This is a genomic window from Vibrio breoganii (genome assembly GCF_024346795.1).
Lineage (GTDB): Bacteria > Pseudomonadota > Gammaproteobacteria > Enterobacterales > Vibrionaceae > Vibrio > Vibrio breoganii.
Genome location: NZ_AP024864.1, coordinates 2,669,717 through 2,695,002 on the forward strand (window position 1 = coordinate 2,669,717; position 25,286 = coordinate 2,695,002).

Consider the following 25,286-nt stretch of genomic DNA (forward strand, 5'->3'; position numbering starts at 1 on the left):
GGTATCAATACAAGGTAGATAATCCGTTACTATTGAGTCTAAGTTTCTCATAAATGTAGGTTTAATTCCCTAGATTTTAGTTCCTTGTTATACTCTGAGTTAATCAAATTTGAAGGAAAGTGCAAAATGATCATAGTAACCGGTGGCGCAGGCATGATTGGCAGCAATATTGTCAAAGCGTTGAATGATAAAGGGATCAACGACATTCTGGTTGTCGACAACCTGAAGAACGGCAAAAAATTTGTCAACCTAGTCGATCTCGACATTACCGATTACATGGATCGTGATGATTTTCTGACACAAATTATGGCCGGAGATGACTTTGGCCCGATTGATGCCATATTCCATGAAGGTGCTTGTTCTGCAACCACAGAGTGGGACGGAAAATACATGATGCTCAATAACTATGAGTATTCAAAAGAACTTCTTCACTACTGTCTAGAGCGTGAAATCCCATTTCTTTATGCATCCTCTGCTGCCACTTATGGCGAAACGGATACATTTATCGAAGAAAGAGAGTACGAAGGTGCATTGAACGTCTACGGTTACTCGAAACAGCAATTTGATAACTATGTGCGCCGCCTTGTTGCAGATGCCGATGCTCACGGAGAAACTCTTTCTCAAATTACGGGTTTTCGTTACTTCAACGTCTATGGTCCAAGAGAGCAGCACAAAGGCTCAATGGCCTCAGTCGCCTTCCACCTCAACAACCAACTCAATGCAGGCGAAAATCCAAAATTATTTGCGGGCAGTGAACACTTCAAACGAGACTTTGTATATGTTGGTGATGTGGCAGCAGTTAACTTGTGGTTCCTTGAGAACCCTGTTTCTGGCATCTTCAATCTGGGTACTGGCAATGCAGAATCCTTTGAAGAGGTAGCAAAAGCTGCGATTCAGCATCATGGAAAAGGGCAGGTTGAAACTATTCCCTTTCCTGAGCATCTAAAAGGTGCGTATCAAGAATACACACAGGCCGATCTCACTAAGCTTCGAGCTACGGGATGCGATCATACATTTAAATCAGTAGCCGAAGGCGTTGCTGAATATTTAAACATCATCAATAAATAGCAGCTTCATCGATGAAAAATACTCGCAATGACTTTGATCCTAAGGCTTATAACCCTAGGTTCCAAAAAAGCTTCTTAGCACCCAAATATTGGAGCACTTGGTTTGGTATTCTGTTTGCCATTCCATTTAGCTTTATGCCGATCTCACTTCATCGATGGCTGGCCACCCGTGCAACAAAGAAGATCATGTCTAAGACTCGCGGGCAGGCTCATCGTGCTCGCGTAAATCTCACTCATTGCTACCCTGATATGCCAGAAAGCAAACGAGAAGCCATTATTGAGAAGATGCTGGTTACTGCAGGTACCTACTTGATGCGCTTTCCCCTGCTTACATTACGCAGCAGAAAGTGGTTAGCACAAAACACCACAGTTAACGGACTTGAAAACTTTACAACGGTAAAAGAAACAGGACAAAACATCATCTTTCTTGTTCCTCATACCTGGTCGGTTGATGTATTTGCAATGTTACTCGCCTCCCAAGGCCACCCGATGTGCACAATGGTAAAAAGCCAAAAGAATGCGTTGAGTGAATGGGCCATGTCCAAGCAAAGAAAGCACTATGGTGGCAGATTATACGAACGAGCAGGAGGCATTAAGCCTTTTATTAAGGCTATCAATGATGGCTACACAGGATACTTTTTACCAGACCAAGACCATGGGCCGAAAAAGAGTGTCTTTGTGGATTTTTGCGCCACAACCAAAGCAACGCTTCCTGTAATGGGGTTTCTAGCTAAGGCGGCTAAAAGTAAAGTCATTCCATTGTGGACTGAATTTGATGCTCAAACAGGTAAATTCGTTATTGATGTTTATCCAGCATTGGATGGGTTCCCTACTGATTCACCTGAAGGTGATGCTGTTGCGATGAACCAGTTTATTGAGAAATGTTGCAAAGACAAGCCTGAGCAGTATATGTGGAACTTGAAGTTATTGGCATCTCAACAAAATAAAAGTAGTATTTATGATCAGTAATTCAAAGTTATCAATGCTTAAAATCACAGCTGCTACGAGTGCAATGTACCCCGTTATTTCTGTGTTTATAGGTAGCGGATATAACTACGGTGCTGTTCTTGCTTTTATCCCAGCCCTGTTTGCATGCATTGCAAATAGAGGCTCTATAAATATAAATCGTGAAACTCGAAATTTCATTTTAATATTATTAGCATACTTCTTCAGTTTCGTTATTACTGTAGTATACACTGGAAATTCCATATCAGATCTAGATAGACCAAGTCGAGCAATACTTGCAATCCCAGTATTGCTGTCCCTTGTTATTTATCCACCTAAAATAAAGTACATTGCCATTAGCATTTTTTTGGGGTCTCTAGCTGCTGGTGCGATTGGTCTTTATTATTTCATTTACTTTCCTGATATTCGCGCTTTCGATGCAGCTGTTGGAGGTTGGTGGCTAGATGGATACATGCAAATTCAAACTGGTGCTATGGTTACAACCTTAGCAATGAGCTGTTTAGCCTTATCTATCTATTATTATCGCAGAAATAATTTTAAACTAGTTTTTATAAGCATAATTAGTTTCCTTCTAGCTATATTTGGAAGCGCCATGTCTGGTTCTAGAGGTGTATGGATTTTCATTCCAATAGCAATTATTTATTTGTTCTATATAAATAGAGACCTACTAAACAAAAAAATATTTGCATTTATAATCATTGTACTTTCTCTTATTTTTAATGCATTAGTTCAGACGAAACTTATACAAGAAAGATTAGATCTTGGAATTAATAACATCCAAGATTATAGTGAAGGTATCAACACATACACATCTTTCGGTATACGTATGGATCTCTGGAAAAGTGCTATTGTAACCTTTAATGATCACCCTATTTTAGGCGCTGGTACTGAAGAAAGAATTGAATCTAGAAAATTACAAGGTGAATCTGGATTAATTAACATCCGAACAAGTAAATTGCGCTATCATGCTCACAATCAATTCCTAGAGAATTTATCAGTGTATGGCATCGTTGGATTAATTACACTGTTGTTATTGTTTTTATATCCTTTATATTTCTTCACAAAAAAATCGGACAAAAATGACTCCATTATAAACCAACTTGGTTTCATCCATATAATTATGATGATGGGATACTGCTTGTCACAATCTGTTTTTAATCATAACTCAGGTATAATTTATTATTGTTTAATGTTGGTTATCCTCGCAAGTCCTTTATTGAACGCATCACACACAACAGGCAAAGAAAATGATTGACATCTACTATATAAACTTGGATAAATCCATAGAAAGAAAAGAGCATATAGAGAATCAACTCAAAAATGTAGAATGCAACGTCCACAGGTTTTCTGCCACGAATGGACATATGTTAGATATAAGTCAATTTGATAAGTATAACTCGAAAAAAAGCAAAAAATACAGGAAAAGAGAACTAAATAAGGGACAATTAGGGTGTTTCTCTAGTCATTATAATTTATGGAACAAATGTATAGAGATAAACAAACCAATATTAATAATCGAAGATGACATTATCATCCACACACCTGTAATGAATAACTTCATCGAATCATATAAAAAAGGCGATCTTGAAAATTATGAATGCATACGACTTTTTAACAATAGACGAAGAAGTGTCACATACAAGCAGGAGAAAAAGTTTTTCGGTTATTATCTAGTTAGGTACAACAAGGGATTGATGGGTACTCAAGGTTATTATATTACACCTAGAGGTGCTAGTAAGTTAATTTCAGAGTCTAAAGAATGGTTCCTCCCGGTAGATATTTACATGGACAGTTTTTGGATTAACAAGGTCATACCTTATGGAACATTACCTGCATGCGTAAGTACTCAGGATGAGTTTGAGTCCGATATAGGATACGAACAAAAAAACAAACGCTCTCTCTCTCATAGTTTAAAACGAGAATTCTATTCTTTAATCCAGAATTTTCGTCGTATCTCATTTAATATTTTTAATAGGTAATTATATGAAGATCTTGGTCGCTTCATCATATAAACATGCATGGAACAGCGTTAGACCGGAAGCTGAGCTATTTATTGAATTGCAAAATAGAGGGCACTCTATAACTATTCTTACACAAAAAAACATAGAATATAAATCTAAATTTGAAGCGGCTGGTATTAAAGTAATAGAATGCTATCCATCAAAGAAAATATGCATAAAAACAATAAAGACTTACAGAAAGGAACTAACCTCTGATAATTATGATATTTTCTATGCTTTCAACTCCAAAACAATCCCTAACGCAGCTTTTGCAAGTATAGGCACTAAAGTTAAACTTATCACCTATAGAGGTACTACTGGTGGTTTATATCGACATGACCCAAGCGCTTATTTAACTCATCTTCACCCACGCATAGATGGCATTATATGTGTATCTAAAGCGGTAGAAAAAGATGTAAAGAAAAGAGTTTGGAAAAACAAGAACAATATAGTAACTATCTATAAAGGACAGTCAACTAGCTGGTACACTCAACCACCTGCAAATAGAGAGGATTTTGTAGCTGACAAAAATGCTATTTTAGGTATTTGTGCAGCACACGTTAGACCCAGCAAAGGTATCCCTATATTACTTGAAGCTATGAAGCTCTTAAACTGTAGCAGTTTTCACCTAATACTTGTCGGTAGTGGTTTTGAACCCTATTTAGAAAAGTTGGAAGGTAGTTCTGTTAAAAAGAACATACACTTTTTAGGTCATAGAGATGATGTTCCTTCACTAATGGCAATGGCAGATATACAAATACAACCATCTATTAGTGGCGAAGGGTTACCAAGAACAATAATCGAAGCGATGGCAAATGCCACTACATCTATAGTTACCACTACAGGCGGCTCTCCAGAATTAGTCGATAATGAAAGAACGGGATATATTGTTCCGGTAAATAATAGCCATGAAATTTCAGATGCTATTGAAAAATTCATTAACAATCCTCTGCTAATAAAAGAATTTGGAAAAAGGGCGAAACAGAAGCTTGAAAATGAATTTAGCAGTTCGATAACTGCGGATAAACATGTTGATTTCTTTGATAAATTAGTAAGTAAAGGTAGCAAGCCATGTTGATATTTGTCTTAAGTTTACCTACTTCAATAAAGCGAAGGAAAAGAATAAAAAATATAATGGCTGAGCACAATATAGATTTTCAATTTATAGATGCTATTGATGGTAGAAAAGATAAACATCCTTATTTATCTCGATACAATGAAAAACTGTTCATTTATAATCACAAAAGAAAAGCAATGCCTGGTGAGTTAGGTTGCTACGCATCACACATATTAGCTTGGGAGAAATGTATTTCTATAAACAAGCCAATTATAGTGTTAGAAGATGATTTAATTTTAAATAACAAATCAAAAAAAATACTTGAATATGCTGATTGTATTGCCAATAAGTATGGTTATATTAGACTGGAAAAAACCAAACCGAAACCAAGTATATTAGAGTTTGAAGATGGTAGGTATAAATTAAATAGATACTTGAAAGTTCCCCAGTGTACAACTGGTTACTCTATATCTCCAAGCGTAGCTAAATCATTTATTAAAAATAGTAAAGAAATAATTTTTCCCGTAGATGTTTTCATACGCAATATATTCATTCATAAACAAAAGATATATGGCTTAACACCTTATGCACTTGAGGCTAATAGCGATGGCGATACCATTATTGGAAAAAGATCAAGACTAAAAAAAGGTTTATATCTTAGTCTGATTTGCTCTATCTATAAAATAAAAAACACTGTGCTAAATGGTTATCAGCATTTAAAATCATCCCTTTAGAAAAGGATTATGCAAATCAATATGTTAAATAGTAAAACCCAGTGGTTATCACTAATGAATGAGTTAAAGTCATGCCATTCTGAACTCGTCAAGTTATTATCAAATAAGAGAGTTGCATATGTAGACATTCCGTTTCACTTTAATGTCGGTGATTTACTAATATGGCAGGGTACTGAAACACTATTTGAAGAAAATCAAATCAACATTGTTTATCGAGCATTCCAATCAATCAACCATTCTAAGCTAAAAAACTCTGATGTTATACTCTTTCATGGGGGGGGAAACTTTGGTGATTTGTATATAAAACATCAAAATCTTCGAGAAAATATCATACGTAAGTACCCTAATAAAACTATAGTTTGTCTACCACAGTCTATTCATTTCGACAGTATGGAAAATCAACGTAAATCAAGAGATATTTTTTCACAGCATAATGACTTCCATTTTTTTGTTCGAGATATAGAAAGCCTAGAAATAGCGAGGACATTTACAAATAACGCCAAGTTAATGCCTGACATGGCTCACAGTTTACACCCATTAATTGATAGTAACGAGTGTACTTTATCTCTTGGAGAGAGTACTAAAATTTTAAACATGGAACGCGTCGATAAAGAAGCAAGTACATTAAAAAGAAGAGCGGATAAAGGTAGTTTCGATTGGAATCAGATAGTTTCATCTCATGATATATTAGCAAGAAAGAAGTTAAAAAGAAAAATCAAGATAAATGAAAATATTTTCACTATTTTCAATGAAGATAAAGAAATCAGAGAATGGAAAAAATTAGCTGATGATATTGTATTCAAATCTATAAATCATTTCCATTATCATGAGGCCGTTTATACAAACAGATTACACGGATATCTGCTTTCAGCATTATTAGGAAAACAGATATTTCTAAATGATAATTCTTATCAAAAAAACGACCGATATTATAATGCTTTTATGAGTGACTATCCTTTTATGATAAAAAACTAATCATATATGTTGCAAGGTGGGTTATGACCTTCCATTTTCTAACAGCCATAACCCAACATATTTATTAAAATTAACTTGTGCATAAGTCATAGCCATTATGAATCCCACACTACCATCCATAAACCCGAGACGTAATATGTAGATATGGAAAAAAGTCCACATAGCTCGTACTAAAGCTAAAAACAAACCTCCTGAACGCCTTCCTTTTCGATGATATTTCTGTGCTCCTAACCAAGCATATTGAGCTGATTTATCTAAGCCATGCCCATAGTCACGATGTGTGAAATGGAGTAAGTACCCATTCAACTCACCAACCTTGCCTTCTGCAGGGATTACGGTTTCGTGTACTTCATCTGGAGTATAACTAGCTCCACTGCGCTGGAACAAACGCAAAACAGATCTAGCGCTTCGCCCATACTTTAACGTTTTACCGTATAGCGTAACACCCCAAGGTAGCTTAAATGCAGTTTTATCTATAGCGTTGGAATGAAGCAACTCTAATATTGAGTCTTTCATTTCATCATCTAATGCTTCATCAGCATCAATGGATAAAACCCAATCTCCTTTTGCTTTTGCAAGCGCTCTTTGCTTTTGCTTTCCGAACCCTGGCCAATCTGTATGTTCAATATTATTAGTATACTTTTCACATATTGTAACTGTTGCATCCGTCGAACCACTATCAAGAATAATTATTTCATCGACAACACCAGTAAGCGATTGCAAACAACGCTCTATTCTATCTTCTTCATTTTTTGTAATAATAATCGCTGAGAGAGTATGTTTTTTCATATGGCTATTCTTATATTTTCCAGAAATTGAGTGACTTTCTAATTTTAAAATTTCTAATTATATTTATAGGCTTTTTATCTTTCCAGCCAGAATTTATCATTCCTATTGTTGCATTGATTATGCGTTGAGCTGAATGGCCATCCAAATAAGGTGTAATACTTAAGCCATATTCTTCAATACTTTCCTTTAACTCGGTTGATGGATTGAGAGCATCGTAAATGGCATTTTTAAGTTCGCATGGTTTTGTGATATTAATAAAACTCGGTTGTGGTTCTCTATTATTTACTGTCACCACTGGTTTATTAAGCAGTAGAAACTCTTGAAATATTGATGAGTTATCGCAAACCATTACATCAGACACATGCATTGCCTCAATCACGTTTTCATTATCAATAAATGATAATTCATCACTTTCTAGTAATTGATATTTTTTAACTGTTTTCTTGTCCATTTTTGGGTGCAACGTAACAATCCATTCCCAATCACCTTCATTACTGAGTTTCGCGATTTCATCATATATAAACTCAGCACAAGATAAACTTGGTGAAAATGTAGAAGCAAAAAAGATTGTAGGCTTTTCTTTTCTGGTTATTTTATCTTGATGAGAAAACAAAGTATCCAACTTCACCCAACCGGTTTCTATAACTTTGAAATATTTTTTCCGCTCAGCCAAACGCGATAGTGTACTCGTTCGTTCTGGTCCTTCAGTACAATATAGATCAAACATTCCTCGCTCAGGATAAATATTCCCTCTTTTACTCTCATTCAACCCATGGAAGACTTGAACTTTTAATCCTGAAAGAAAAGATGGCACTCTATCTCCGGGAACAAAAACCGCATCTGCTGAAAAATTTTTGGCCCCAATTATTGAATCTAGTCTTTTTTCAGAAAGTTTAAGCAAGTGTGATGATGCATCAGAACCAACCAGTAACCATCGAACATCATGACCGAGTTTACTTGCCAAGTCATAAATTGGCCTTAAGATATCAAATGAGTAATTCTGTTCAACATATAAAATAAACCGATATTTACTCGTAACGTTATCTTGTGACATAGCTATGCGTTCCTATTAATTCCTAGGCCAATTTTATCAAAATCTGATTGAGTTTTGGACTTATACTTAGAGAAACTGAGTACACAGTAAAGAATGATTAAGTCAATATATACCCTAGTGCTAACATTGCTAAGCCCTATTTTGCTAACCGTGCTTCTAAAAAGGAAGAAAGGAAACCCAAAAATAGGACGTCGTTGGAAAGAATACTTTGGCTTTCCTACCAAATGTAACGCTCAAAAACCTATTTGGATTCACTGCTCTTCCGTGGGTGAAACCATCGCAGCGACTCCTTTAATCCGTGCCATCAAGGAGAGGTATCCGCAGCAAGACATCTTGATCACGACCACCACCACTACTGGCGCTGAGCAAGCGTCGAAGCTTTCAGATATTGCAGAACATAGATACATGCCTGTTGATTTTTCTTGGTGCGTTAAACGCTTTCTGAAGGTAACTAAGCCTAAGTGTATGCTGATCATGGAAACGGAGTTATGGCCAAATACTTTAACTGCTGTTTCAAACGCTGAGGTCCCAATAGCTGTGATTAATGCTCGGCTGTCTGAACGTTCTTGTCTGCGCTATCAAAAGTTTCAATCGGTATTCAACCTTATCGCAAACTGCTTAGATAAAGTGTTATGTCAGCATGATGATGATGCTAAAAGGTTTAGAAGATTGGGCCTACTATCAAGTAAAACGGCCGTCACTGGCTCTTTAAAGTTCGATATATCGATCTCTGAAACCGTTCAAACAGAAGGCAAAACACTACGTAAACAATTGGGAGCTAAAAGGCCCGTTTGGATAGCAGCTAGTACTCATGAAGGTGAAGATGAGACTATCTATAAGGCCCATCAACAACTGTTAACGATTATCCCTGACGCATTGCTGATTATGGTACCTCGTCATCCTGAGAGGTTCTCTGCTGTAGCCAAAGTAGGTGGAGAACTCGGTCTCAATGTTGTATCTCGAACTGATAAATCGCAAGTCACGACAGATGTTCAAGTTTATCTCGGAGACACAATGGGAGAAATGTTAACTCTTATTAGTGCTTCTGATATTTGCTTTATGGCGGGTAGTCTTATCGGCGAAAAAGTTGGAGGGCACAATATGCTTGAGCCCGCAGCACTTGGAAAACCAATTCTCAACGGCCCTAGCTTTTTTAATTTTAAAGATATTACCCAGCAACTTATCGATGAAAAGGCACTAACGATTTGCGCGTCAGATGGTGAAATTAGCGAGAGCCTAATTCGCTTATTCAAAGACCCTTCATCTTGCAAAGAAATGGGACGAAACGCCTATCGAGTAGTCGAGCGCAATCAGGGTGCCGTAGCAAAAACGGTCGATGCGCTAGAGAGTATTGTATCCGCTAAGTAAATGCTCCCATTCGTCTGCCTTCCAATGAATACCAAAGCGCTCAACTTCCTTAAGAAAAGAGCGCTTTAATCTTGCCAAGTTATTCTCTTGCCAATCATAACCGGCTTGCTCTGAGCATTTATCAAAATCAATAATCCACACCTTATCGTGCTCATCTAGCAAGATATTATGAATATTCAAATCGGTATGATTCACCTGAGCCAAGTGTAACTGTTTGATTTGTCGGCCTATTGCCTTATAGGTATCTCGAGATAGAGAGGTGCTTTGCAATTTTGCGACGAGATCTTGTGCATTGGGAATTCTTTCACTTAACAAGTCAGCGGTATAAATAGGACCAAACTTACTGGCTCGAGCCGCGATAGGCCTAGGGACATTAACCCCTTGCTCTCGCAAATGCTGCAAAAGAGTAAACTCTTGAAAGCTCCTCGTTTTTTCCCAACCAGAAAACCAATATTGGTCTTTAATCAACTTGCCAAACAGACCACCACGGCGATAATGACGAAGTGCCCCTTGCAGCCCTTCTAGTTGTACAAACCAAGTCGTCCCACGCCCCTTAGCACTGCCTACCACTTTATTTTGTACAAGCCAATACGGTGCTTCAAAGCACATCTCAGGAGGCATATTAAGAAGCTCTGGTTCAAACCAAATCACCTCTGTCTTACTTCGCAGTGTTTCCAATCTGTAACCTCGATAAAAATCAATAGCTTCCCAATTTTACAATTAACTCTAGCACCTGCATAATTTATCCATCTAATTTACGAGTTAATTGCATGACACTGTTCAAATCAGCACCAAAATCGCTCTGTGTTCTTCGTCTTTCTGCTATCGGTGACGTTTGCCATGCCATATCCATAGTTCAAGCTATCCAGAAACACTGGCCAGAAACGGAAATCACCTGGATCTGCGGAAAAATCGAAGCACAGTTAATTGGCGACTTACCCGGCATTCATGTAATTGCTTTTGATAAAAAGCTTGGGCTAAAAGGCATGAAGGCTGTTTGGAAACAGCTCTCTTCAACTAAATTTGACGTGCTGTTGCATATGCAAGCGGCACTAAGAGCTAGTGCTTTATCCTTTGGTATTAAGGCCAAGTACAAGGTGGGCTTTGGTAAAAACCGCACAAAAGAGGGACAATGGCTTTTTACTAACAAGCACTTACCGGAGTCGGAAAGCTTTCATGTACTGGATAACTTTGCTGATTTTGCTCGATATCTAGGCGTGCCTTTTTCTCAACCTAGCTGGAATATCCCAGTGTCTGATGAAGACCGACAATTTGCTAAAGAAATCATTGGGGATAAGACTACGTTAGTGATATCAGCTGCCGCAAGTAAAGATTCTCGCAACTGGTTAACGGAGCGCTACGCATTGCTGGCTGACTATGCAATAGAGCAGGGCATGCAAGTTATACTATGTGGCTCTCCTGCTGAAAGAGAGGTTAAGCTAGCTGAAGATATTACCAATCTCACCAAAGGCTCTGTGACAGACCTTGTGGGTAAAACGTCATTGAAGCAGTTAACCGCTGTTCTCTCTGAAGCGACAGTGGTGCTTGCACCAGATTCAGGTCCAGCTCACTTGGCTACGACTCAAGGAACTTCCGTTATTGGGCTGTATGCTCATAGTGACCCACGCCGAACTGGCCCCTACAATAACCTTGACTTGGTTGCTAATGCCTATGATGAACACATTCAAAAGCAAACAGGTAAAGCGTTAAAGGATATACCTTGGGGGACTCGGGCTAAAGGTGATGACCTAATGGCATCGATTAGCGTTGAACAAGTTTGCCTATTACTCAATAAAGCAGTAGAGAAGAATTAATCTATGAAAAACCACGTCCTCTATCCCGGCACTTTTGATCCACTAACCAATGGTCATTTAGATATCATCACGCGTGCCGCAAACCTATTTGAAAAAGTGACAGTCTGTGTGGCGGCTAGCCCAAGCAAAAACACTATGTTCTCTTTAGACGAGCGTGTAGCTATGCTCCAAGAGTCCGTAGCTCATCTAGATAACGTCTATGTGGAAGGGTTTTCAGGGTTATTAATTGAATTTGCGAAGGAAAAGAAAGCGAACCTTCTTGTTCGTGGTTTACGCACAACAATGGACTTCGAATATGAATTCGGCTTGACCAGCATGTATCGAAAACTACTGCCTGATCTCGAAAGTATATTCTTAACGCCTTCAGAAGAGTTTGCTTTTCTATCTTCAACCATAGTTCGAGAAGTTGCAATTCATGGTGGCGATGTTGAAGGCTTTGTACCTACATCTGTCTTTAAGCGCATAAAAGAAAAGGTTTAGCTTGCGCTAAACCTTCTTAACCTTAGAGCTTATAATAAGCCTTATACCAATCGGCAAAGGCTTTGACACCCTCTTTAACCTTAACCTGAGGTATATACCCTGTAGCCTTAAACAGGTCTTCAGTATCTGCGTAGGTCGCGTATACGTCACCTGGTTGCATTGGCATAAAGTTTTTCTTAGCCTCTACTCCTAGAGCATCTTCTAGGGCTTCAATGTACTCCATCAGCTTGACTGGGCTGCCGTGACCGATATTGAAAACACGGTAAGGTGCTGAGCTAGTTGCTGGAGAGCCTGCTTCTACGCTCCAATCATTGTTCGTTTCTGGAATCACATCTTGGATTCGGATAATACCCTCAACAATGTCATCGATATAGGTGAAATCACGTTGCATATCGCCATTGTTGTACACATCAATCTCATCACCATTCAAGATTGCCTTGGTAAACTTGAATAACGCCATATCAGGACGCCCCCAAGGACCATAGACAGTGAAGAAACGCAAACCCGTAGTTGGCACGCCGTAAAGATGAGAATAGGTGTGTGCCATTAGCTCATTAGATTTTTTGGTCGCAGCATACAGTGAGATAGGATGATCCACCGAATCTGCTGTATCAAAAGGCATCTTCTTGTTAAGGCCATAAACTGAGCTAGAAGAGGCATAAACAAGGTGCTTAATCTTATGATGTCGGCAACCTTCAAGAATGGTTAGGTGCCCGACTAGGTTACTGTCTGCATATGCCAGAGGGTTATCAATAGAGTAACGAACGCCAGCTTGGGCGGCTAAGTGAATAACCTTGTCGAATTGCTCTTCGACAAATAATGTTGCGATCCCTTCACGATCGGCTAAGTCTAAGTTCTTGAACACAAACTTATCGTGAACGATACGCTTCAAGCGATCTTCTTTTAACGAAACCTGATAATAGTCATTCATGTTGTCGATACCGACAACCTCATGACCTGCATCCGTTAAACGTTCAACAACCGCACTTCCAATGAAGCCTGCAGCTCCAGTTACTAAATATTTCATATCATTCTTCTATCTGTTGTTGGCAGGATTCACACCAAAAGGTATTTCTCTGCCCGATCATCTTCTGGCTAATTTCTGTTTTGCAGACAGGGCATGCCTCGCCTGCACGACCATATACCTGTAACTGCTGAGCAAAGTAGCCTGGCTTGCCATCTGGCTGTTCAAAGTCATTTAACGTGGTGCCGCCTTGTTTAATGGCGTTCGCCAGCACTAGCTTAATCGCGTCCACCAGCAATCCCCACTCATCATAAGTCAATGAATTTGCAGGTCTTAACGGATGAATTCTAGCATTAAAAAGAGATTCATTGGCGTAGATATTACCGACACCCACTACCACCTTATTATCCATTATGAACTGCTTTACTGCCACACGGCGCTTTGCCGCTAGTGGAATAATATGTTCAGTGCAGAATTCATCAGAGAGAGGCTCGGGACCTAGGTTGTCTAAAAGCGCTAACGACTCGTCATTACCCACCCATTGCCATGAGCCAAAGCGGCGGGGATCGTTGTAGCGTAGCATCTTGTCATTTTCTAGCACCAGATCCACGTGATCATGCTTAGTTGGTTCTAGACTTGAATCTTGAATACGAAGGGAGCCAGACATCCCAAGGTGGACCACTATGCTTCCTTGCTCCGTTCTTAGCAGTAGATACTTAGCTCGACGCTCAACCGCTTCAATCACCACGCCTTGTAACTGCTCTAGCTTTTCAGGCACAGGCCATCGCAGCTGTCGCTGACGCACCACCAGCTTCTTTATTGTTTGACCAGTGATGTGCGGGCTGATGCCCATTCGGGAGACTTCTACTTCGGGTAACTCGGGCATGAGTGGCTCAAATTAATCATACGGAGTTTGATTGTAGCGTTTTTCAGGCACAAAAAAACCCAGCAACAAGTGCTGGGTTTTTATGTTCTGCTTAAAGAAGTATCAATTACTTGATTTTAGCTTCTTTGTACATAACGTGCTGACGAACAACTGGATCAAATTTCTTGATCTCAAATTTGCCCGGCATGTTACGCTTGTTTTTATCTGTAGTATAGAAGTGACCTGTACCAGCAGAAGAAACAAGTTTGATTTTTTCGCGAATGCCTTTAGCCATTGCTCAATTCCTCTTAAACGTTTTCGCCACGTGCACGAATATCTACAAGTACAGCATCAATGCCTTTCTTGTCGATGATACGCATGCCTTTAGCAGTTAGACGTAGTTTAACAAAACGTTTTTCGCTCTCTACCCAGAAACGATGAGTTTGTAGGTTCGGCAGAAAACGGCGCTTAGTAGCGTTGCGTGCGTGAGAACGGTTGTTACCCGTTACAGGACGCTTACCAGTTACTTGGCATACTCGGGACATGAATGTCTTCTCCAAATCGTTTCAGCTCGATATCAACCTTGGTGGCCGAACCTCTCTTATGAGGTCAAAAACCGTTATGGAAAACCCATACAAGGCTATCAAAGGTCGCGCATTATACTAAGTTGATCGCAATTGCTCAAGACCCGAACAGATCCTTTTTGCATAAATCGCTGATCTTTTTTTAGCAGAGCTGATTATTGTTCAAAAATAGTGCGCGTATGTTACCAGAAATCCTACACCCTACAACTACTAATTCTCCATCCGCCCTATATTTAATTATGCTGGGCGATTATTTGTGTTTGGCTAGGTTAAATTGATAACCTAAGATAACGTAAAGCCTGCCACCATATTGATATAAATCATTCACTTATCGGAGTCAGAATGTCGCAACTCCTATCTGCAATCCCACTGACATCCCTAAATGGCGTTGGTGCTAAAGTTGCCGAAAAATTGGCTAAGATAGGCCTAATTACCGTTCAAGACCTTTTATTTCACCTTCCTCATCGCTATGAAGACCGAACTCGCGTCTATCCAATGGCCAGTTTGCACGCAGGACTATGGGCTGGAGTACAAGGTAAGGTAATGTCAGTCGATACTGTATTTGCTAGACGAAAAATGCTGACCGTTAAGATTAGCGACGGCAATGGCACCATCACTCTGCGATTTTTTAACTTTACCGCTGGAATGAAAAATAACTTCAGTGAAGGCAAGTTAGTGCATGCCTATGGTGAGATAAAAAGGGGTAATCAAGGTTTAGAGATTGTTCATCCCGACTTTAAGTTCTTCAACGAAGGCAAAACCGTCGCGACTGAATCCAGCCTCACCCCTGTTTATCCGACTACTGATGGCCTGCGTCAATTGACCCTGCGCACTCTTACCGATCAAGCGTTAGAGCTGCTGGACAAGTCAGCGGTCAATGAACTATTACCGAGTGGCTTGTATGATGCTCAGCTGTCTCTTAATCAAGCACTGCATATTGTTCATCGCCCTGAGCCTGAGATTGACCTAGAGCAATTTGATTTGGGCCGTCATCCATCGCAACTGCGACTTATCATCGAAGAGTTACTGGCACAGAACCTTTCTATGCTGGCATTAAGAAGCAAGGGGCAATTAGACAATGCGATTCCTTTACCCGCTTCATCACGCCTCAAAACAGGGTTACTTGAGCTACTGCCCTTTTCTCCAACGAACGCGCAGTCGAGAGTGGTTAAAGAGATCGAGGGAGATCTTATCAAGCCCCACCCTATGATGCGTCTTGTTCAGGGCGATGTAGGTTCTGGTAAAACTCTCGTTGCGGCTCTTGCGGCGGTAACTGCCATTGAGCAGGGTTATCAGGTGGCCATGATGGCACCTACTGAGTTGCTTGCAGAGCAGCACGCCATCAACTTTTCTACTTGGTTTGAACAGCTAGGAATAAACGTCGGCTGGCTAGCGGGCAAGGTTACTGGTAAAGCAAAACAAACTCAGTTAGAAGCTATTGCTAGTGGCGAGGCACAGATGGTCGTTGGCACACACGCCCTGTTTCAAGAGCAGGTGAAGTTTCATAACCTATCGCTGGTTATCATCGATGAGCAACACCGCTTTGGTGTGCATCAGCGACTTGAGCTAAGAGAGAAAGGGGCCGCTTCTGGTCACTACCCTCACCAATTGATAATGACAGCAACGCCTATCCCTAGAACCCTTGCCATGACGGCCTATGCCGATCTTGAAACCTCTGTGATTGATGAGCTCCCACCGGGGCGCACGCCAATACAAACCGTGGCTATTCCCGATACCAAACGCGCCGATATTATTGAACGCATTCGCGCAGCCTGCGCTCATGAAGGAAAACAAGCCTATTGGGTTTGTACCTTGATTGATGAATCAGAGGTGCTTGAGGCGCAAGCTGCCGCAGAAATCGCAGAAGAGCTTACCGCCAAGCTGCCAGAGTTGAAGGTTGGACTCGTTCACGGCCGTATGAAACCTGCGGAAAAACAAGCCATCATGGCACAGTTTAAGTCCAATGAGCTTCAGCTCTTGGTTGCTACGACGGTTATTGAGGTAGGCGTGGATGTGCCTAATGCTAGCTTGATGATCATTGAGAACCCAGAGCGCCTTGGACTTGCCCAGCTCCACCAGCTACGTGGACGAGTGGGACGCGGCACAGTAGCGAGTCATTGCGTGCTTCTCTACCATGCACCACTGTCTAAAACGGCTCAGAAACGACTGGGAGTATTAAGAGAGAGTAATGATGGTTTTATTATTGCGCAGCGTGACCTTGAAATAAGAGGCCCTGGAGAGCTACTGGGGACCAAACAAACCGGTATTGCTGACTTCAAGATCGCTGACTTAGTAAGAGATCAGCATCTCGTGCCTCAAGTGCAAAAAATGGCGCGCTTTATTCATGAACAATACCCAGAAAATGCACAAGCCATCATTCAGCGCTGGATAGTCAACAGTGATGAGTATGCCAAGGCATAGATAAAACTCGGGCATAAACAAAAAGGCCCACATATTATATGTAGGGCTCTTTTTGTTAGCAACGGGAGTTAACGTCGCTTTTTACCAGCACTCGCGAAGGCTGCCGCCATTGCGCCCCCCAAGCCATTATCTGCGGGCGAGCGATTATCGCGACGTTCATTTCTTACTGGTCGCTTGTTGTCTCGGTTGCCTTGTGGTTTGCTCGCACGGTTATCCTGCCCAGGCTGATCATTAAGGCGCATAGATAAAGCGATACGCTTACGCTGGATATCCACTTCCATTACCTTAACCTTAACGATATCTCCCGCCTTCACTACTTCACGCGGATCAGAGACATACTTATCTGTGAGCGCAGAGATATGTACGAGACCATCTTGATGTACGCCAATATCAATAAACGCGCCAAAATTAGCCACGTTAGAAACCACGCCCTCAAGCACCATACCTACTTCAAGGTCTGACACCTTATCGATACCTTCGGCAAAGGTCGCTGTTTTAAACTCTGGTCTTGGGTCTCGACCTGGTTTATCCAGCTCTTTGATGATGTCTGTTACCGTAGGCAGACCAAATTGCTCATTGGTAAAGTCGATAGCGTTTAGCTTACCTAGGAAGGCACTATCACCGATAAGGTTTGAGATAGGCTTACTGGTTTTTTCCGCTATCGTTTTGACAACAGGGTATGCCTCAGGGTGTACTGATGATGAATCCAGAGGGTTGCGACCATTCATGATTCGCAGGAAGCCCGCACTCTGCTCGAATGCTTTAGGTCCCATCCTGGCAACTTTTTTAAGACTAGCTCGGCTTTCAAAGCGTCCGTTATCATCTCGATGCGCCACGATGTTTTGGGCAAGAGTGGTGGATAAGCCCGCAACGCGGTTAAGTAGTGCCGCTGAAGCGGTGTTTACATCCACACCTACGCCGTTTACACAGTCTTCAACCACGGCGTCCAAACGCTTTGCCAAAGACGACTGACTCACATCGTGCTGATACTGACCCACACCAATAGATTTAGGGTCAATTTTTACCAGCTCAGCAAGTGGGTCTTGTAATCGGCGGGCAATGGACACCGCGCCACGCAAAGACACATCCATATTCGGGAACTCTTTGGCCGCCAATTCAGAGGCTGAATAGACAGAAGCCCCCGCTTCACTGACCACAATCTTTTGTACCTTGACGCCCTTCTTGATGATGTCGCCAACAAAGGTGTCAGATTCACGTGAGGCCGTACCGTTACCAATCGCCACCAAATCCACATTGTGCTGTTTTATCAATCGCTCAATGGTTTGCATCGACTTGTCGTATTGCTTCTGAGGTGGATGTGGGTAGATAACATCCGTTGCCAGTACCTTACCAGTACCATCCACTACGGCGATTTTACAGCCCGTTCTTAGCCCAGGATCTAAACCTAATGTTGCGCGAGGCCCAGCGGGTGCAGCCATTAGCAAGTCTTTCAGGTTAGTGGCAAACACTTCAATAGCGCCTATCTCTGCGCGCTCTTTCATGGCAGACATTAGCTCTGTTTCAAGGTGCATGGAGACTTTTACTCTCCAAGCAAAGCTAATCACTTGCTTGCGCCACGTATCAGCAGGGGCATCACTTAATGAAATTCGGTAATGATCCGCGATGATGGTTTCGCAGTACGAGCTGCGAATAGATGGGTCTTGCGCTGGGTCAGCATTGAGAGACAACTGCAAAAAACCTTCATTGCGTCCGCGCAACATGGCTAGAGCGCGATGCGAAGGTACTCGGCTTATTGCTTCATCATGCTCAAAGTAATCCTTAAACTTCTCTCCCTCAGATTCTTTACCAGAAATCACTCGAGATTGAAGCTGTGCATGCTTGTTGAGGTAGTTGCGTAACTTTTCTAACAGGTCGGCATCTTCGGCAATTCTTTCCATCACAATGGCTCGCGCGCCATCCAATGCAGCTTTGGTGTCGGAGATATCTTGCTCTGGATTCAAGTATTTCTGAGCTTCTACCTCAGGTACAAGGGACGCATCACCCCAAATCGCATCCGCCAAAGGCTCCAAACCTGCCTCTATGGCAATCTGTCCCTTAGTGCGACGCTTAGGTTTATATGGAAGGTAAAGGTCTTCAAGACGAGTCTTGTTATCGGCCTGATTGATCTCTTTTTCCAACTCAGGGGTTAGTTTACCTTGGTCTGAGATGGACTTAAGGATCGACTGCCTACGTTCGGCCAGTTCTCGTAGATAAGTCAAACGACTGTCTAGGGTACGCAGTTGGGTATCATCAAGCCCTCCCGTGACTTCCTTTCTATAGCGAGCGATAAACGGTACTGTATTCCCTTCATCAATCAGGTTCGCCGTCGCAGTCACCTGTTGCGTAGCAACATTTAGCTCAGCGGCGATAACTTGAAAAATCGTCTGACTCATCTTAATTCACTTGTTTTTCCTTAGGGTTTGAAACTAACTATGGGGGCAAATGTCAGAAAAACCAGATAGCTAAAGGGGCAATGGCTCGAATAAACAACGATCAATGAGTTAATTTGAAGAATTAACCTAACATTTGCCTGCAAGCCACTGATTATTAGTTAGAATTAAAACCAGTAACCCGACAAAAAAACCTAGCTGCTAATAGTTGGGTAGATATGGATGTTGATAATGAAAAAGATAACCAAGTCTCTCTCTCTGCTCATCGCCTCTATGGTCAGCCTACCTCTGTTGGCTGACGGGAATGATACTGCCGTAATGATGAAAAACGACAAGCAGGCCTACACCACTGCAGATCCGGCTCTTGAATGGCAAGATAAGGTCATACTGGGGCGCGTGGAAAACGTCTACTACCAAGATATTGATGGTCTGACTGAACAGCCTTTCATTGGCAAAATAGATACCGGCGCTGACACCACCTCAATGCATGCTGAAAACATCCACGTCTACAGCAACAATGAGAAATACGAAGGAATGCAAGATACCGAACTGATGCAGACGATTGTCGATGAGTTTGGTGGCCCTAAGAGCAATTGGTGGCTTGAAAGCTTTGATACCCCTGAGCGAAATATTCAAGGGGTGGTTAAATTCGATATTCGCCACCCAACAACCGGTGAAGTCATCTCATTAGAGCGCCCACTGGCACGTACCAGTGTTATTCGTAGTCGCACCAGTGAGATCCCGCTGTATCGCCCTGTTATCAATATTCCACTTAAGATAGCAGGCATTACCGTCAATACTGATGTTAACCTGACCGACCGTAGCAACTTCTCGGCACCTATCCTTATTGGTAAAACCTTCCTTAAACAAAATGCATGGGTGTTTGCCGGTTACGACTACCTTCAATCACAAAATGACGCTCGTATCGTTGGACGCAGCGAAGAATTTTTTGTTGATGGTGTCTCGCTAAAAACCAGTTTCTCTCTAGGCAACAGCTACAGTCAAATGCACGCAATGGACATCAAGATTGATGAAGAAAAGCGCACAGTGACTTTTGATACTGCAAATAAGGCCGGCGACAAAACAACTCTGACTCTGCCGCTAGAGCGCATGCTTAGAGTGAGTGGCGAAGAACGACCTCTGGTATTTGTTCCAGTGAAGGCGGGCGACTTCGAGAAGCCTATCTTGGCGTACCTAAAAGATCGCTCTAAATACAGTTCTCAATTACGTTTAGGTAAAAATACGCTTAACAAGTACTTCATTATCGATACTAAAGATAAGAATGTACTGCGTGCAGAAAACATGACGCTAGAAACCCTGCTCAGTGAGCGTGACCCACTGATTGTTGCGACCCACGAAATCATTTATCTAGACGGCACGCCAGTGAATGCCGAGCCTTCTTTTGCGATTAACACTCCAGTGCTATTCGTTGATGGCTTTGAGCTAAGCAAAGGTAAAAATGGCGAGCAAGCCAGCTTCTACATTCCAAGTAGCGACGGCAGTGATAAAAAAGTCATTAAAAAGGTAGAGCGTAAGATCCGCGTGGGTGAGAGCGTTCGACCAATCCTAAAAGAGCAAGTGGTTATCGGCGGAAAAGAGATGACACTTGAGTTTGCTCTTGAAGCGATTGGTAAGGGCGATGAACCCCACTTTGCCATCGGCCGTGCCTTTAAAAAGGATGGCGTGCTTGTGAATACGCGCACCGAAGACCTGTTAGACCCTCGTCCACTGTTCCATACGGGTTACATTGAGAAAGCACAGGTTGAAGGGCTTAAGTTCTCAGTAAAACTGGATACCGGTGCTGATATCAGCTCAATGAATGCCCTAAACATCAAACGCTTTGAAAAAGATGGCAAGGAGATGGTGAGCTTTGATTATGAAAATGCCGAAGGCTTGAAGCAGAGCTTCACCAAGGAAGTGGTCGATATCATGCGCATCCGAGCAAAAGCCGGAGAAAAGCCGAATGAGCGCCCAGTGGTCATGATGAACGTAACACTTGGCGAGGTGAGCAAAACCGTTCGTGTTAACCTGCAGGACCGAAGTCGCTTTGAATACAGCATGATTCTTGGAAAGAACTTTTTGAAGAATGGTGTTGTAGTTGGTAGCGACAATACTTATCTATTGGGTAAGTAATCACGCATGAACAATAACCACAAATGAAGACAAATTTAATTACCCGCGAGGGCTTTGAAAAACTACAGCAAGAGCACGATTACCTCTGGAACGAACGTCGTCCAGAGGTCACCAAGATAGTCACTTGGGCTGCCAGCCTAGGTGACCGCTCTGAAAATGCTGACTACCAATACAACAAACGCTTGCTACGACAAATCGATCGCCGAGTTCGCTACCTTCGCAAGCGAATGCCCGACCTTAAGGTTGTCGACTACGCTGCGGCTCAAGACGGTAAGGTGTTCTTTGGTGCTTGGGTGGAAATAGAAAACGAAGAGGGCGATACCAAGCACTTTCGTATTGTAGGGCCTGATGAGATTTATGGTGAAGAAGTGAAACACTATATCTCCATCGATTCTCCGATGGCACGTGCATTGCTTAAAAAGGAAGTTGACGACGAAGTCGTGGTGAGAACACCTGAGGGTAACAAAGAGTGGTTTGTTAACAAAATCAGTTACCAATCACCGGATCAATATAAAACTGATTAAAACCCACCAGTTACATCAATTAAAATGATGATTATTAGGTGTTATTAACATTATCTAACACTTTTGCTGTCTATAATTAGTCCAATTTTGTTACATTTCCACGGGTATTATCAGTCAGGTGTGATAAGGAGCGAATTTGCAAATAGTGACGGACTACTTGATCGCACTCGCCAACTCCCACTTTTAGAATAAAAAATTGGATTAAGTAGGTCTATTATAATGCAAGAAAATTTCAAGATTTTGGTCGTCGATGACGATGCACGCCTCCGCTCTCTATTAGAGCGTTATCTTTCTGAGCAAGGCTTTCATGTCCGTTCTGTTGCCAATGCTGATCAGATGGATCGCCTGCTAACCCGTGAAAACTTTAACTTAATGATATTGGACCTTATGCTGCCGGGAGAAGATGGGCTATCTATCTGCCGTCGTTTGCGTAGTGCCAATAACATGCTACCTATTCTGATGCTTACCGCTAAAGGTGATGAGATCGATAGAATTGTTGGCCTAGAAGTCGGTGCGGATGATTACTTGCCAAAACCATTCAATCCAAGAGAGTTGCTAGCTCGTGCAAAAGCGGTATTGCGTCGTCAATCTGTTGAAGCACCAGGCGCACCAAGCTCAGAAGAAGCTATCGTAGAATTTGGCGAATTTGCGCTAAACCTAGGTACTCGCGAAATGTATCGTGGCGAAGAGCTAATCCCTCTCACCTCAGGTGAATTTGCGGTTCTAAAGATCCTTGTAACGAATGCTCGTGAACCAATGTCACGCGACAAGCTAATGAATCTAGCTCGTGGTCGTGAATACTCGGCAATGGAGCGCTCAATCGACGTACAGATCTCTCGTCTGCGCCGTATTCTAGAGGAAGATCCAAGCCACCCACGCTACATCCAAACTGTATGGGGCCTAGGCTACGTCTTTGTTCCAGACGGTCGTAAAGTTTAAACACTAGGATCTATTAATGCGATCGCGTAGTTCGATAACCCAAACAATCATTGGCTTTATAGCGCTTTTGATTGCCAGTCAGGCCTTCTCTTACTACGCGATTTTTAACTACGCATTACTTCCCAGCCTCAAGCAGTTCAACCGAATCCTTTCCTACGAAATCAACCTCGTGATGGAAGAGTATGCTCGAATTCGCCAAGAATCAGAGCTTGGTATCCCTGAAAGTGAACGCACGACCCCACTTAGGCAAGCCCTGCTGCTTAGGCTAGGCGTTAGCGTGCATCCACTGGCAGGAACCATTGAAGAAGAGTACCAAAAAGCCTTTTATCTTGATTTCATGAGCGATGAGATCACCGAAGAAATAGGCTCACCCGCAGAAGCTCGACTTGCTCGAGACAGTGAAAGCTATTTACTGTGGATCAAGCTTGACGCCATGCCGAACTGGCTGCTAAGGGTCCCTCTCACAGAACTCACACACAATGAATTTAAGCCGTTGTTTATCAATAGCTTACTGATCACCATTTTCTTGATACTGGGTGGGTGGGGCTTTATACGCTGGCAAAACCGGCCACTTAAGAATCTAGAGTCTGCTGCCATCAGTGTCGGCAATGGGGTAATTCCAGAGCCCCTTCCCGAGAAAGGAACCACTGAGATACGCGCTGTAACTACCGCCTTCAACAAGATGGCTAGAGGCATAGAAGAGCTCGAAACCGATCGCCGCTTAATGCTTGCAGGCGTGAGCCATGATATTCGAACGCCACTGACTCGTATTCGATTAGCAACTGAAATGATGTCAGAAACCGACAACTACCTCGCCGATGGGATTATCCAAGACATCGATGAGTGTAATGACATCATTGCTCAGTTTATTGACTATCTAAAGCCCGTTGATCGCGCCGACTTTAGTAACATCAGCCTCAATGAAATGGTGGAAGAACTAAGACGCGCACTTAAGATCTACGAGGCAGGTGGACCGTTAGAAAGTGGTCTTGACCAAGATATCTTAAACTACACCTTTGATATTGATTTAAAAGAAGATTTACCTGATATCTACGCCAGTTATATCCCGATAAGACGCACACTCAGCAACCTGCTAGTAAACTCAAAGCGCTACGGAGATAAATGGATTGGCATCAAAACTGGCGTCTCAGACCACAACAAGAAAGTATGGATATCCATTGAAGATAATGGGCCCGGTATTGATGAGCAGCAGATGCAGAAGGTATTTGAACCCTTTACTCGCGGTGATACCTCTCGAGGCAGTGAGGGCACAGGTCTTGGGCTGTCTATTGTTAAGCGCATCGTTACCGAGCATAACGGCAGCATAGAGATGTCAAACCGAAAAGAAGGTGGCTTGAGGGTTAAACTCACCTTTGATGCATATCGTAAATAGCTTTTCTCAGATACAAAAAAGCCGAATTTCATAATGAAATTCGGCTTTTTACTTTAAGTGTTTAATTTACTGATAGTAAGAGTGAGCGCCCTGCTCGTGCTCTGTTGCGTCTTTAACTGCAACCAGTTCATCAGAAAACTCTTGAAGAAGCTGTTTCTCGATACCGTCTTTTAGCGTCACATCAACCATTGAACAGCCATTACAACCGCCGCCAAATTGAACTAGGGCAATACCGTCGTCAGTGATTTTCACTAGGCTTAGATGACCACCGTGGCTCGCTAGTTGTGGGTTGACCTGAGTTTGAATCACGTACTCAACGCGCTCTAGTAGCGGCGCATCATCTGACACTTTACGCATTTTAGCGTTTGGCGCCTTCAGCGTTAGTTGAGAGCCCATCTTATCGGTGACGTAGTCAATCTCAGCGTCTTCCAAAAATGGCAGGCTTAACTCGTCCACATACGCAGAAAAAGCCTCGTATGGGAATTCAGTATCTGTTGCTTCTACCGCTTCTGGTGGGCAATAAGATACGCCACACTCAGCACTCTGTGTACCTGGGTTGACCACGAATACTCGAATGTTGGTTCCGTCTGCTTGCTGTGCCAGCAGGTTAGCGAAGTGCGATTGCGCAGTTTCTGTAATAGTAATTGTATTAGACACGATAAATACCTGAGTAATTCTGTAGGTTATTATCGGTATTCTACTCCGTTAGATTTTTTTTTCAAACATGTAATAGCAATGAACCATTAACGCTATTTATTTGATAATCACA

At 42.0% G+C, this 25,286-nt stretch carries 24 protein-coding genes; 15 read left to right on the forward strand and 9 right to left on the reverse strand.

What is annotated here, in order from left to right; all coding sequences use genetic code 11:
• Positions 1-126: 126 nt before the first annotated feature.
• The 7 genes from rfaD to OCU35_RS12430 are packed head-to-tail and all read left to right on the forward strand — an operon-like array spanning position 127 to position 6,799.
• Positions 127-1,068, forward strand: a complete 942-nt coding sequence (rfaD, locus tag OCU35_RS12400; protein WP_261825432.1) for an ADP-glyceromanno-heptose 6-epimerase — start codon at positions 127-129, stop codon at positions 1,066-1,068.
• Positions 1,069-1,079: 11 nt separating this feature from the next.
• A complete protein-coding gene (lpxM, locus tag OCU35_RS12405; RefSeq protein WP_261825433.1) occupies positions 1,080-2,036 on the forward strand; it encodes a lauroyl-Kdo(2)-lipid IV(A) myristoyltransferase in 957 nt (318 codons plus the stop codon).
• Positions 2,026-3,288: an O-antigen ligase family protein gene (locus OCU35_RS12410; RefSeq protein WP_261825434.1), complete on the forward strand. Its 1,263-nt coding sequence runs from the start codon at positions 2,026-2,028 to the stop codon at positions 3,286-3,288. Before lpxM ends, OCU35_RS12410 begins: the two co-directional genes overlap by 11 nt.
• Positions 3,281-4,012 carry a glycosyltransferase family 25 protein gene (locus OCU35_RS12415; RefSeq protein ID WP_261825435.1) on the forward strand — a complete coding sequence of 244 codons (732 nt, stop codon included), beginning with the start codon at positions 3,281-3,283 and terminating at the stop codon, positions 4,010-4,012. Before OCU35_RS12410 ends, OCU35_RS12415 begins: the two co-directional genes overlap by 8 nt.
• A gap of 4 nt (positions 4,013-4,016) precedes the next feature.
• A complete protein-coding gene (locus OCU35_RS12420; RefSeq protein ID WP_102460561.1) occupies positions 4,017-5,111 on the forward strand; it encodes a glycosyltransferase family 4 protein in 1,095 nt (364 codons plus the stop codon).
• On the forward strand, positions 5,105-5,824 hold the full coding sequence (locus tag OCU35_RS12425; RefSeq protein ID WP_261825436.1) for a glycosyltransferase family 25 protein: 720 nt from the start codon (positions 5,105-5,107) through the stop codon (positions 5,822-5,824). The genes OCU35_RS12420 and OCU35_RS12425 overlap by 7 nt, the downstream gene beginning before the upstream one ends.
• A 9-nt stretch (positions 5,825-5,833) precedes the next feature.
• A complete protein-coding gene (locus OCU35_RS12430) occupies positions 5,834-6,799 on the forward strand; it encodes a polysaccharide pyruvyl transferase family protein (protein WP_102460563.1) in 966 nt (321 codons plus the stop codon).
• Between the two features lie 21 nt (positions 6,800-6,820).
• Here the strand turns inward: OCU35_RS12430 and OCU35_RS12435 are convergent, their stop codons facing one another.
• Positions 6,821-7,588, reverse strand: a complete 768-nt coding sequence (locus OCU35_RS12435; protein ID WP_102460564.1) for a glycosyltransferase family 2 protein — start codon at positions 7,586-7,588, stop codon at positions 6,821-6,823.
• A gap of 10 nt (positions 7,589-7,598) precedes the next feature.
• Positions 7,599-8,642: a UDP-N-acetylglucosamine 2-epimerase gene (locus OCU35_RS12440; RefSeq protein WP_261825437.1), complete on the reverse strand. Its 1,044-nt coding sequence runs from the start codon at positions 8,640-8,642 to the stop codon at positions 7,599-7,601.
• Between the two features lie 93 nt (positions 8,643-8,735).
• Here OCU35_RS12440 and waaA point away from each other — a divergent pair, with 93 nt between their 5' ends.
• Positions 8,736-10,010 (forward strand): lipid IV(A) 3-deoxy-D-manno-octulosonic acid transferase, encoded by a 1,275-nt coding sequence (gene waaA, locus OCU35_RS12445; protein ID WP_261825438.1) that lies wholly within the window; start codon positions 8,736-8,738, stop codon positions 10,008-10,010.
• Here waaA and OCU35_RS12450 read toward each other — a convergent pair.
• The gene (locus tag OCU35_RS12450) at positions 9,984-10,688 is read right to left on the reverse strand and encodes a 3-deoxy-D-manno-octulosonic acid kinase (protein ID WP_102429435.1); all 705 of its coding nucleotides are present in this window, start codon (positions 10,686-10,688) and stop codon (positions 9,984-9,986) included. The two genes, waaA and OCU35_RS12450, sit on opposite strands and share 27 nt — an antisense overlap.
• Before the next feature lie 92 nt (positions 10,689-10,780).
• Here OCU35_RS12450 and OCU35_RS12455 point away from each other — a divergent pair, with 92 nt between their 5' ends.
• Entirely contained in the window at positions 10,781-11,824 is a 1,044-nt protein-coding gene (locus OCU35_RS12455) for a glycosyltransferase family 9 protein (protein WP_102429434.1), read from the forward strand.
• Between the two features lie 3 nt (positions 11,825-11,827).
• Positions 11,828-12,304 carry a pantetheine-phosphate adenylyltransferase gene (gene coaD / locus OCU35_RS12460; RefSeq protein WP_261825439.1) on the forward strand — a complete coding sequence of 159 codons (477 nt, stop codon included), beginning with the start codon at positions 11,828-11,830 and terminating at the stop codon, positions 12,302-12,304.
• A 22-nt stretch (positions 12,305-12,326) separates the two neighbouring features.
• On the opposite strand, the gene OCU35_RS12465 is transcribed toward coaD, so the two are convergent.
• The 4 genes from OCU35_RS12465 to rpmB all read right to left on the reverse strand — a co-directional run bounded on the left by OCU35_RS12465 (position 12,327) and on the right by rpmB (position 14,678).
• On the reverse strand, positions 12,327-13,331 hold the full coding sequence (locus tag OCU35_RS12465) for an NAD-dependent epimerase (RefSeq protein ID WP_261825440.1): 1,005 nt from the start codon (positions 13,329-13,331) through the stop codon (positions 12,327-12,329).
• 1 nt (position 13,332) lies between these two features.
• Complete coding sequence (gene mutM / locus OCU35_RS12470; protein ID WP_261825441.1) at positions 13,333-14,154, reverse strand: bifunctional DNA-formamidopyrimidine glycosylase/DNA-(apurinic or apyrimidinic site) lyase; 822 nt, start codon at positions 14,152-14,154, stop codon at positions 13,333-13,335.
• Positions 14,155-14,260: 106 nt separating this feature from the next.
• On the reverse strand, positions 14,261-14,428 hold the full coding sequence (rpmG, locus tag OCU35_RS12475; RefSeq protein ID WP_017029383.1) for a 50S ribosomal protein L33: 168 nt from the start codon (positions 14,426-14,428) through the stop codon (positions 14,261-14,263).
• Between the two features lie 13 nt (positions 14,429-14,441).
• A complete protein-coding gene (gene rpmB, locus OCU35_RS12480) occupies positions 14,442-14,678 on the reverse strand; it encodes a 50S ribosomal protein L28 (protein ID WP_004728407.1) in 237 nt (78 codons plus the stop codon).
• Positions 14,679-15,059: 381 nt separating this feature from the next.
• Here rpmB and recG point away from each other — a divergent pair, with 381 nt between their 5' ends.
• The gene (recG, locus tag OCU35_RS12485; protein ID WP_261825442.1) at positions 15,060-17,138 is read left to right on the forward strand and encodes an ATP-dependent DNA helicase RecG; all 2,079 of its coding nucleotides are present in this window, start codon (positions 15,060-15,062) and stop codon (positions 17,136-17,138) included.
• A 68-nt stretch (positions 17,139-17,206) separates the two neighbouring features.
• On the opposite strand, the gene OCU35_RS12490 is transcribed toward recG, so the two are convergent.
• Positions 17,207-19,531, reverse strand: coding sequence for a Tex family protein (locus OCU35_RS12490; protein WP_261825443.1), 2,325 nt, complete (start codon positions 19,529-19,531; stop codon positions 17,207-17,209).
• Between the two features lie 228 nt (positions 19,532-19,759).
• On the opposite strand from OCU35_RS12490, the gene OCU35_RS12495 reads away from it, so the two are divergent.
• The 4 genes from OCU35_RS12495 to envZ all read left to right on the forward strand — a co-directional run bounded on the left by OCU35_RS12495 (position 19,760) and on the right by envZ (position 24,517).
• Positions 19,760-21,661, forward strand: a complete 1,902-nt coding sequence (locus OCU35_RS12495) for a putative ATP-dependent zinc protease (protein ID WP_261825444.1) — start codon at positions 19,760-19,762, stop codon at positions 21,659-21,661.
• A 23-nt stretch (positions 21,662-21,684) separates the two neighbouring features.
• Positions 21,685-22,185, forward strand: coding sequence for a transcription elongation factor GreB (greB, locus tag OCU35_RS12500; RefSeq protein ID WP_017242716.1), 501 nt, complete (start codon positions 21,685-21,687; stop codon positions 22,183-22,185).
• A 219-nt stretch (positions 22,186-22,404) separates the two neighbouring features.
• Complete coding sequence (gene ompR / locus OCU35_RS12505) at positions 22,405-23,124, forward strand: osmolarity response regulator transcription factor OmpR (RefSeq protein WP_017029378.1); 720 nt, start codon at positions 22,405-22,407, stop codon at positions 23,122-23,124.
• Positions 23,125-23,140: 16 nt separating this feature from the next.
• Entirely contained in the window at positions 23,141-24,517 is a 1,377-nt protein-coding gene (envZ, locus tag OCU35_RS12510) for a two-component system sensor histidine kinase EnvZ (RefSeq protein WP_102446541.1), read from the forward strand.
• 66 nt (positions 24,518-24,583) lie between these two features.
• Here the strand turns inward: envZ and nfuA are convergent, their stop codons facing one another.
• On the reverse strand, positions 24,584-25,174 hold the full coding sequence (gene nfuA / locus OCU35_RS12515; protein WP_017029376.1) for a Fe-S biogenesis protein NfuA: 591 nt from the start codon (positions 25,172-25,174) through the stop codon (positions 24,584-24,586).
• Positions 25,175-25,286: the final 112 nt, after the last annotated feature.

What these genes read in the sequence shown, in the direction of transcription:
- rfaD (WP_261825432.1), top strand. Translation starts at nt 127, where the DNA reads ATGATCATAGTAACCGGTGGCGCAGGCATGATTGGCAGCAATATTGTC.
- lpxM (WP_261825433.1), top strand. Translation starts at nt 1,080, where the DNA reads ATGAAAAATACTCGCAATGACTTTGATCCTAAGGCTTATAACCCTAGG.
- OCU35_RS12410 (WP_261825434.1), top strand. Translation starts at nt 2,026, where the DNA reads ATGATCAGTAATTCAAAGTTATCAATGCTTAAAATCACAGCTGCTACG.
- OCU35_RS12415 (WP_261825435.1), top strand. Translation starts at nt 3,281, where the DNA reads ATGATTGACATCTACTATATAAACTTGGATAAATCCATAGAAAGAAAA.
- OCU35_RS12420 (WP_102460561.1), top strand. Translation starts at nt 4,017, where the DNA reads ATGAAGATCTTGGTCGCTTCATCATATAAACATGCATGGAACAGCGTT.
- OCU35_RS12425 (WP_261825436.1), top strand. Translation starts at nt 5,105, where the DNA reads ATGTTGATATTTGTCTTAAGTTTACCTACTTCAATAAAGCGAAGGAAA.
- OCU35_RS12430 (WP_102460563.1), top strand. Translation starts at nt 5,834, where the DNA reads ATGCAAATCAATATGTTAAATAGTAAAACCCAGTGGTTATCACTAATG.
- OCU35_RS12435 (WP_102460564.1), bottom strand. Translation starts at nt 7,588, where the DNA reads ATGAAAAAACATACTCTCTCAGCGATTATTATTACAAAAAATGAAGAA.
- OCU35_RS12440 (WP_261825437.1), bottom strand. Translation starts at nt 8,642, where the DNA reads ATGTCACAAGATAACGTTACGAGTAAATATCGGTTTATTTTATATGTT.
- waaA (WP_261825438.1), top strand. Translation starts at nt 8,736, where the DNA reads ATGATTAAGTCAATATATACCCTAGTGCTAACATTGCTAAGCCCTATT.
- OCU35_RS12455 (WP_102429434.1), top strand. Translation starts at nt 10,781, where the DNA reads ATGACACTGTTCAAATCAGCACCAAAATCGCTCTGTGTTCTTCGTCTT.
- coaD (WP_261825439.1), top strand. Translation starts at nt 11,828, where the DNA reads ATGAAAAACCACGTCCTCTATCCCGGCACTTTTGATCCACTAACCAAT.
- OCU35_RS12465 (WP_261825440.1), bottom strand. Translation starts at nt 13,331, where the DNA reads ATGAAATATTTAGTAACTGGAGCTGCAGGCTTCATTGGAAGTGCGGTT.
- mutM (WP_261825441.1), bottom strand. Translation starts at nt 14,154, where the DNA reads ATGCCCGAGTTACCCGAAGTAGAAGTCTCCCGAATGGGCATCAGCCCG.
- rpmG (WP_017029383.1), bottom strand. Translation starts at nt 14,428, where the DNA reads ATGGCTAAAGGCATTCGCGAAAAAATCAAACTTGTTTCTTCTGCTGGT.
- rpmB (WP_004728407.1), bottom strand. Translation starts at nt 14,678, where the DNA reads ATGTCCCGAGTATGCCAAGTAACTGGTAAGCGTCCTGTAACGGGTAAC.
- recG (WP_261825442.1), top strand. Translation starts at nt 15,060, where the DNA reads ATGTCGCAACTCCTATCTGCAATCCCACTGACATCCCTAAATGGCGTT.
- OCU35_RS12490 (WP_261825443.1), bottom strand. Translation starts at nt 19,531, where the DNA reads ATGAGTCAGACGATTTTTCAAGTTATCGCCGCTGAGCTAAATGTTGCT.
- OCU35_RS12495 (WP_261825444.1), top strand. Translation starts at nt 19,760, where the DNA reads ATGAAAAAGATAACCAAGTCTCTCTCTCTGCTCATCGCCTCTATGGTC.
- greB (WP_017242716.1), top strand. Translation starts at nt 21,685, where the DNA reads ATGAAGACAAATTTAATTACCCGCGAGGGCTTTGAAAAACTACAGCAA.
- ompR (WP_017029378.1), top strand. Translation starts at nt 22,405, where the DNA reads ATGCAAGAAAATTTCAAGATTTTGGTCGTCGATGACGATGCACGCCTC.
- envZ (WP_102446541.1), top strand. Translation starts at nt 23,141, where the DNA reads ATGCGATCGCGTAGTTCGATAACCCAAACAATCATTGGCTTTATAGCG.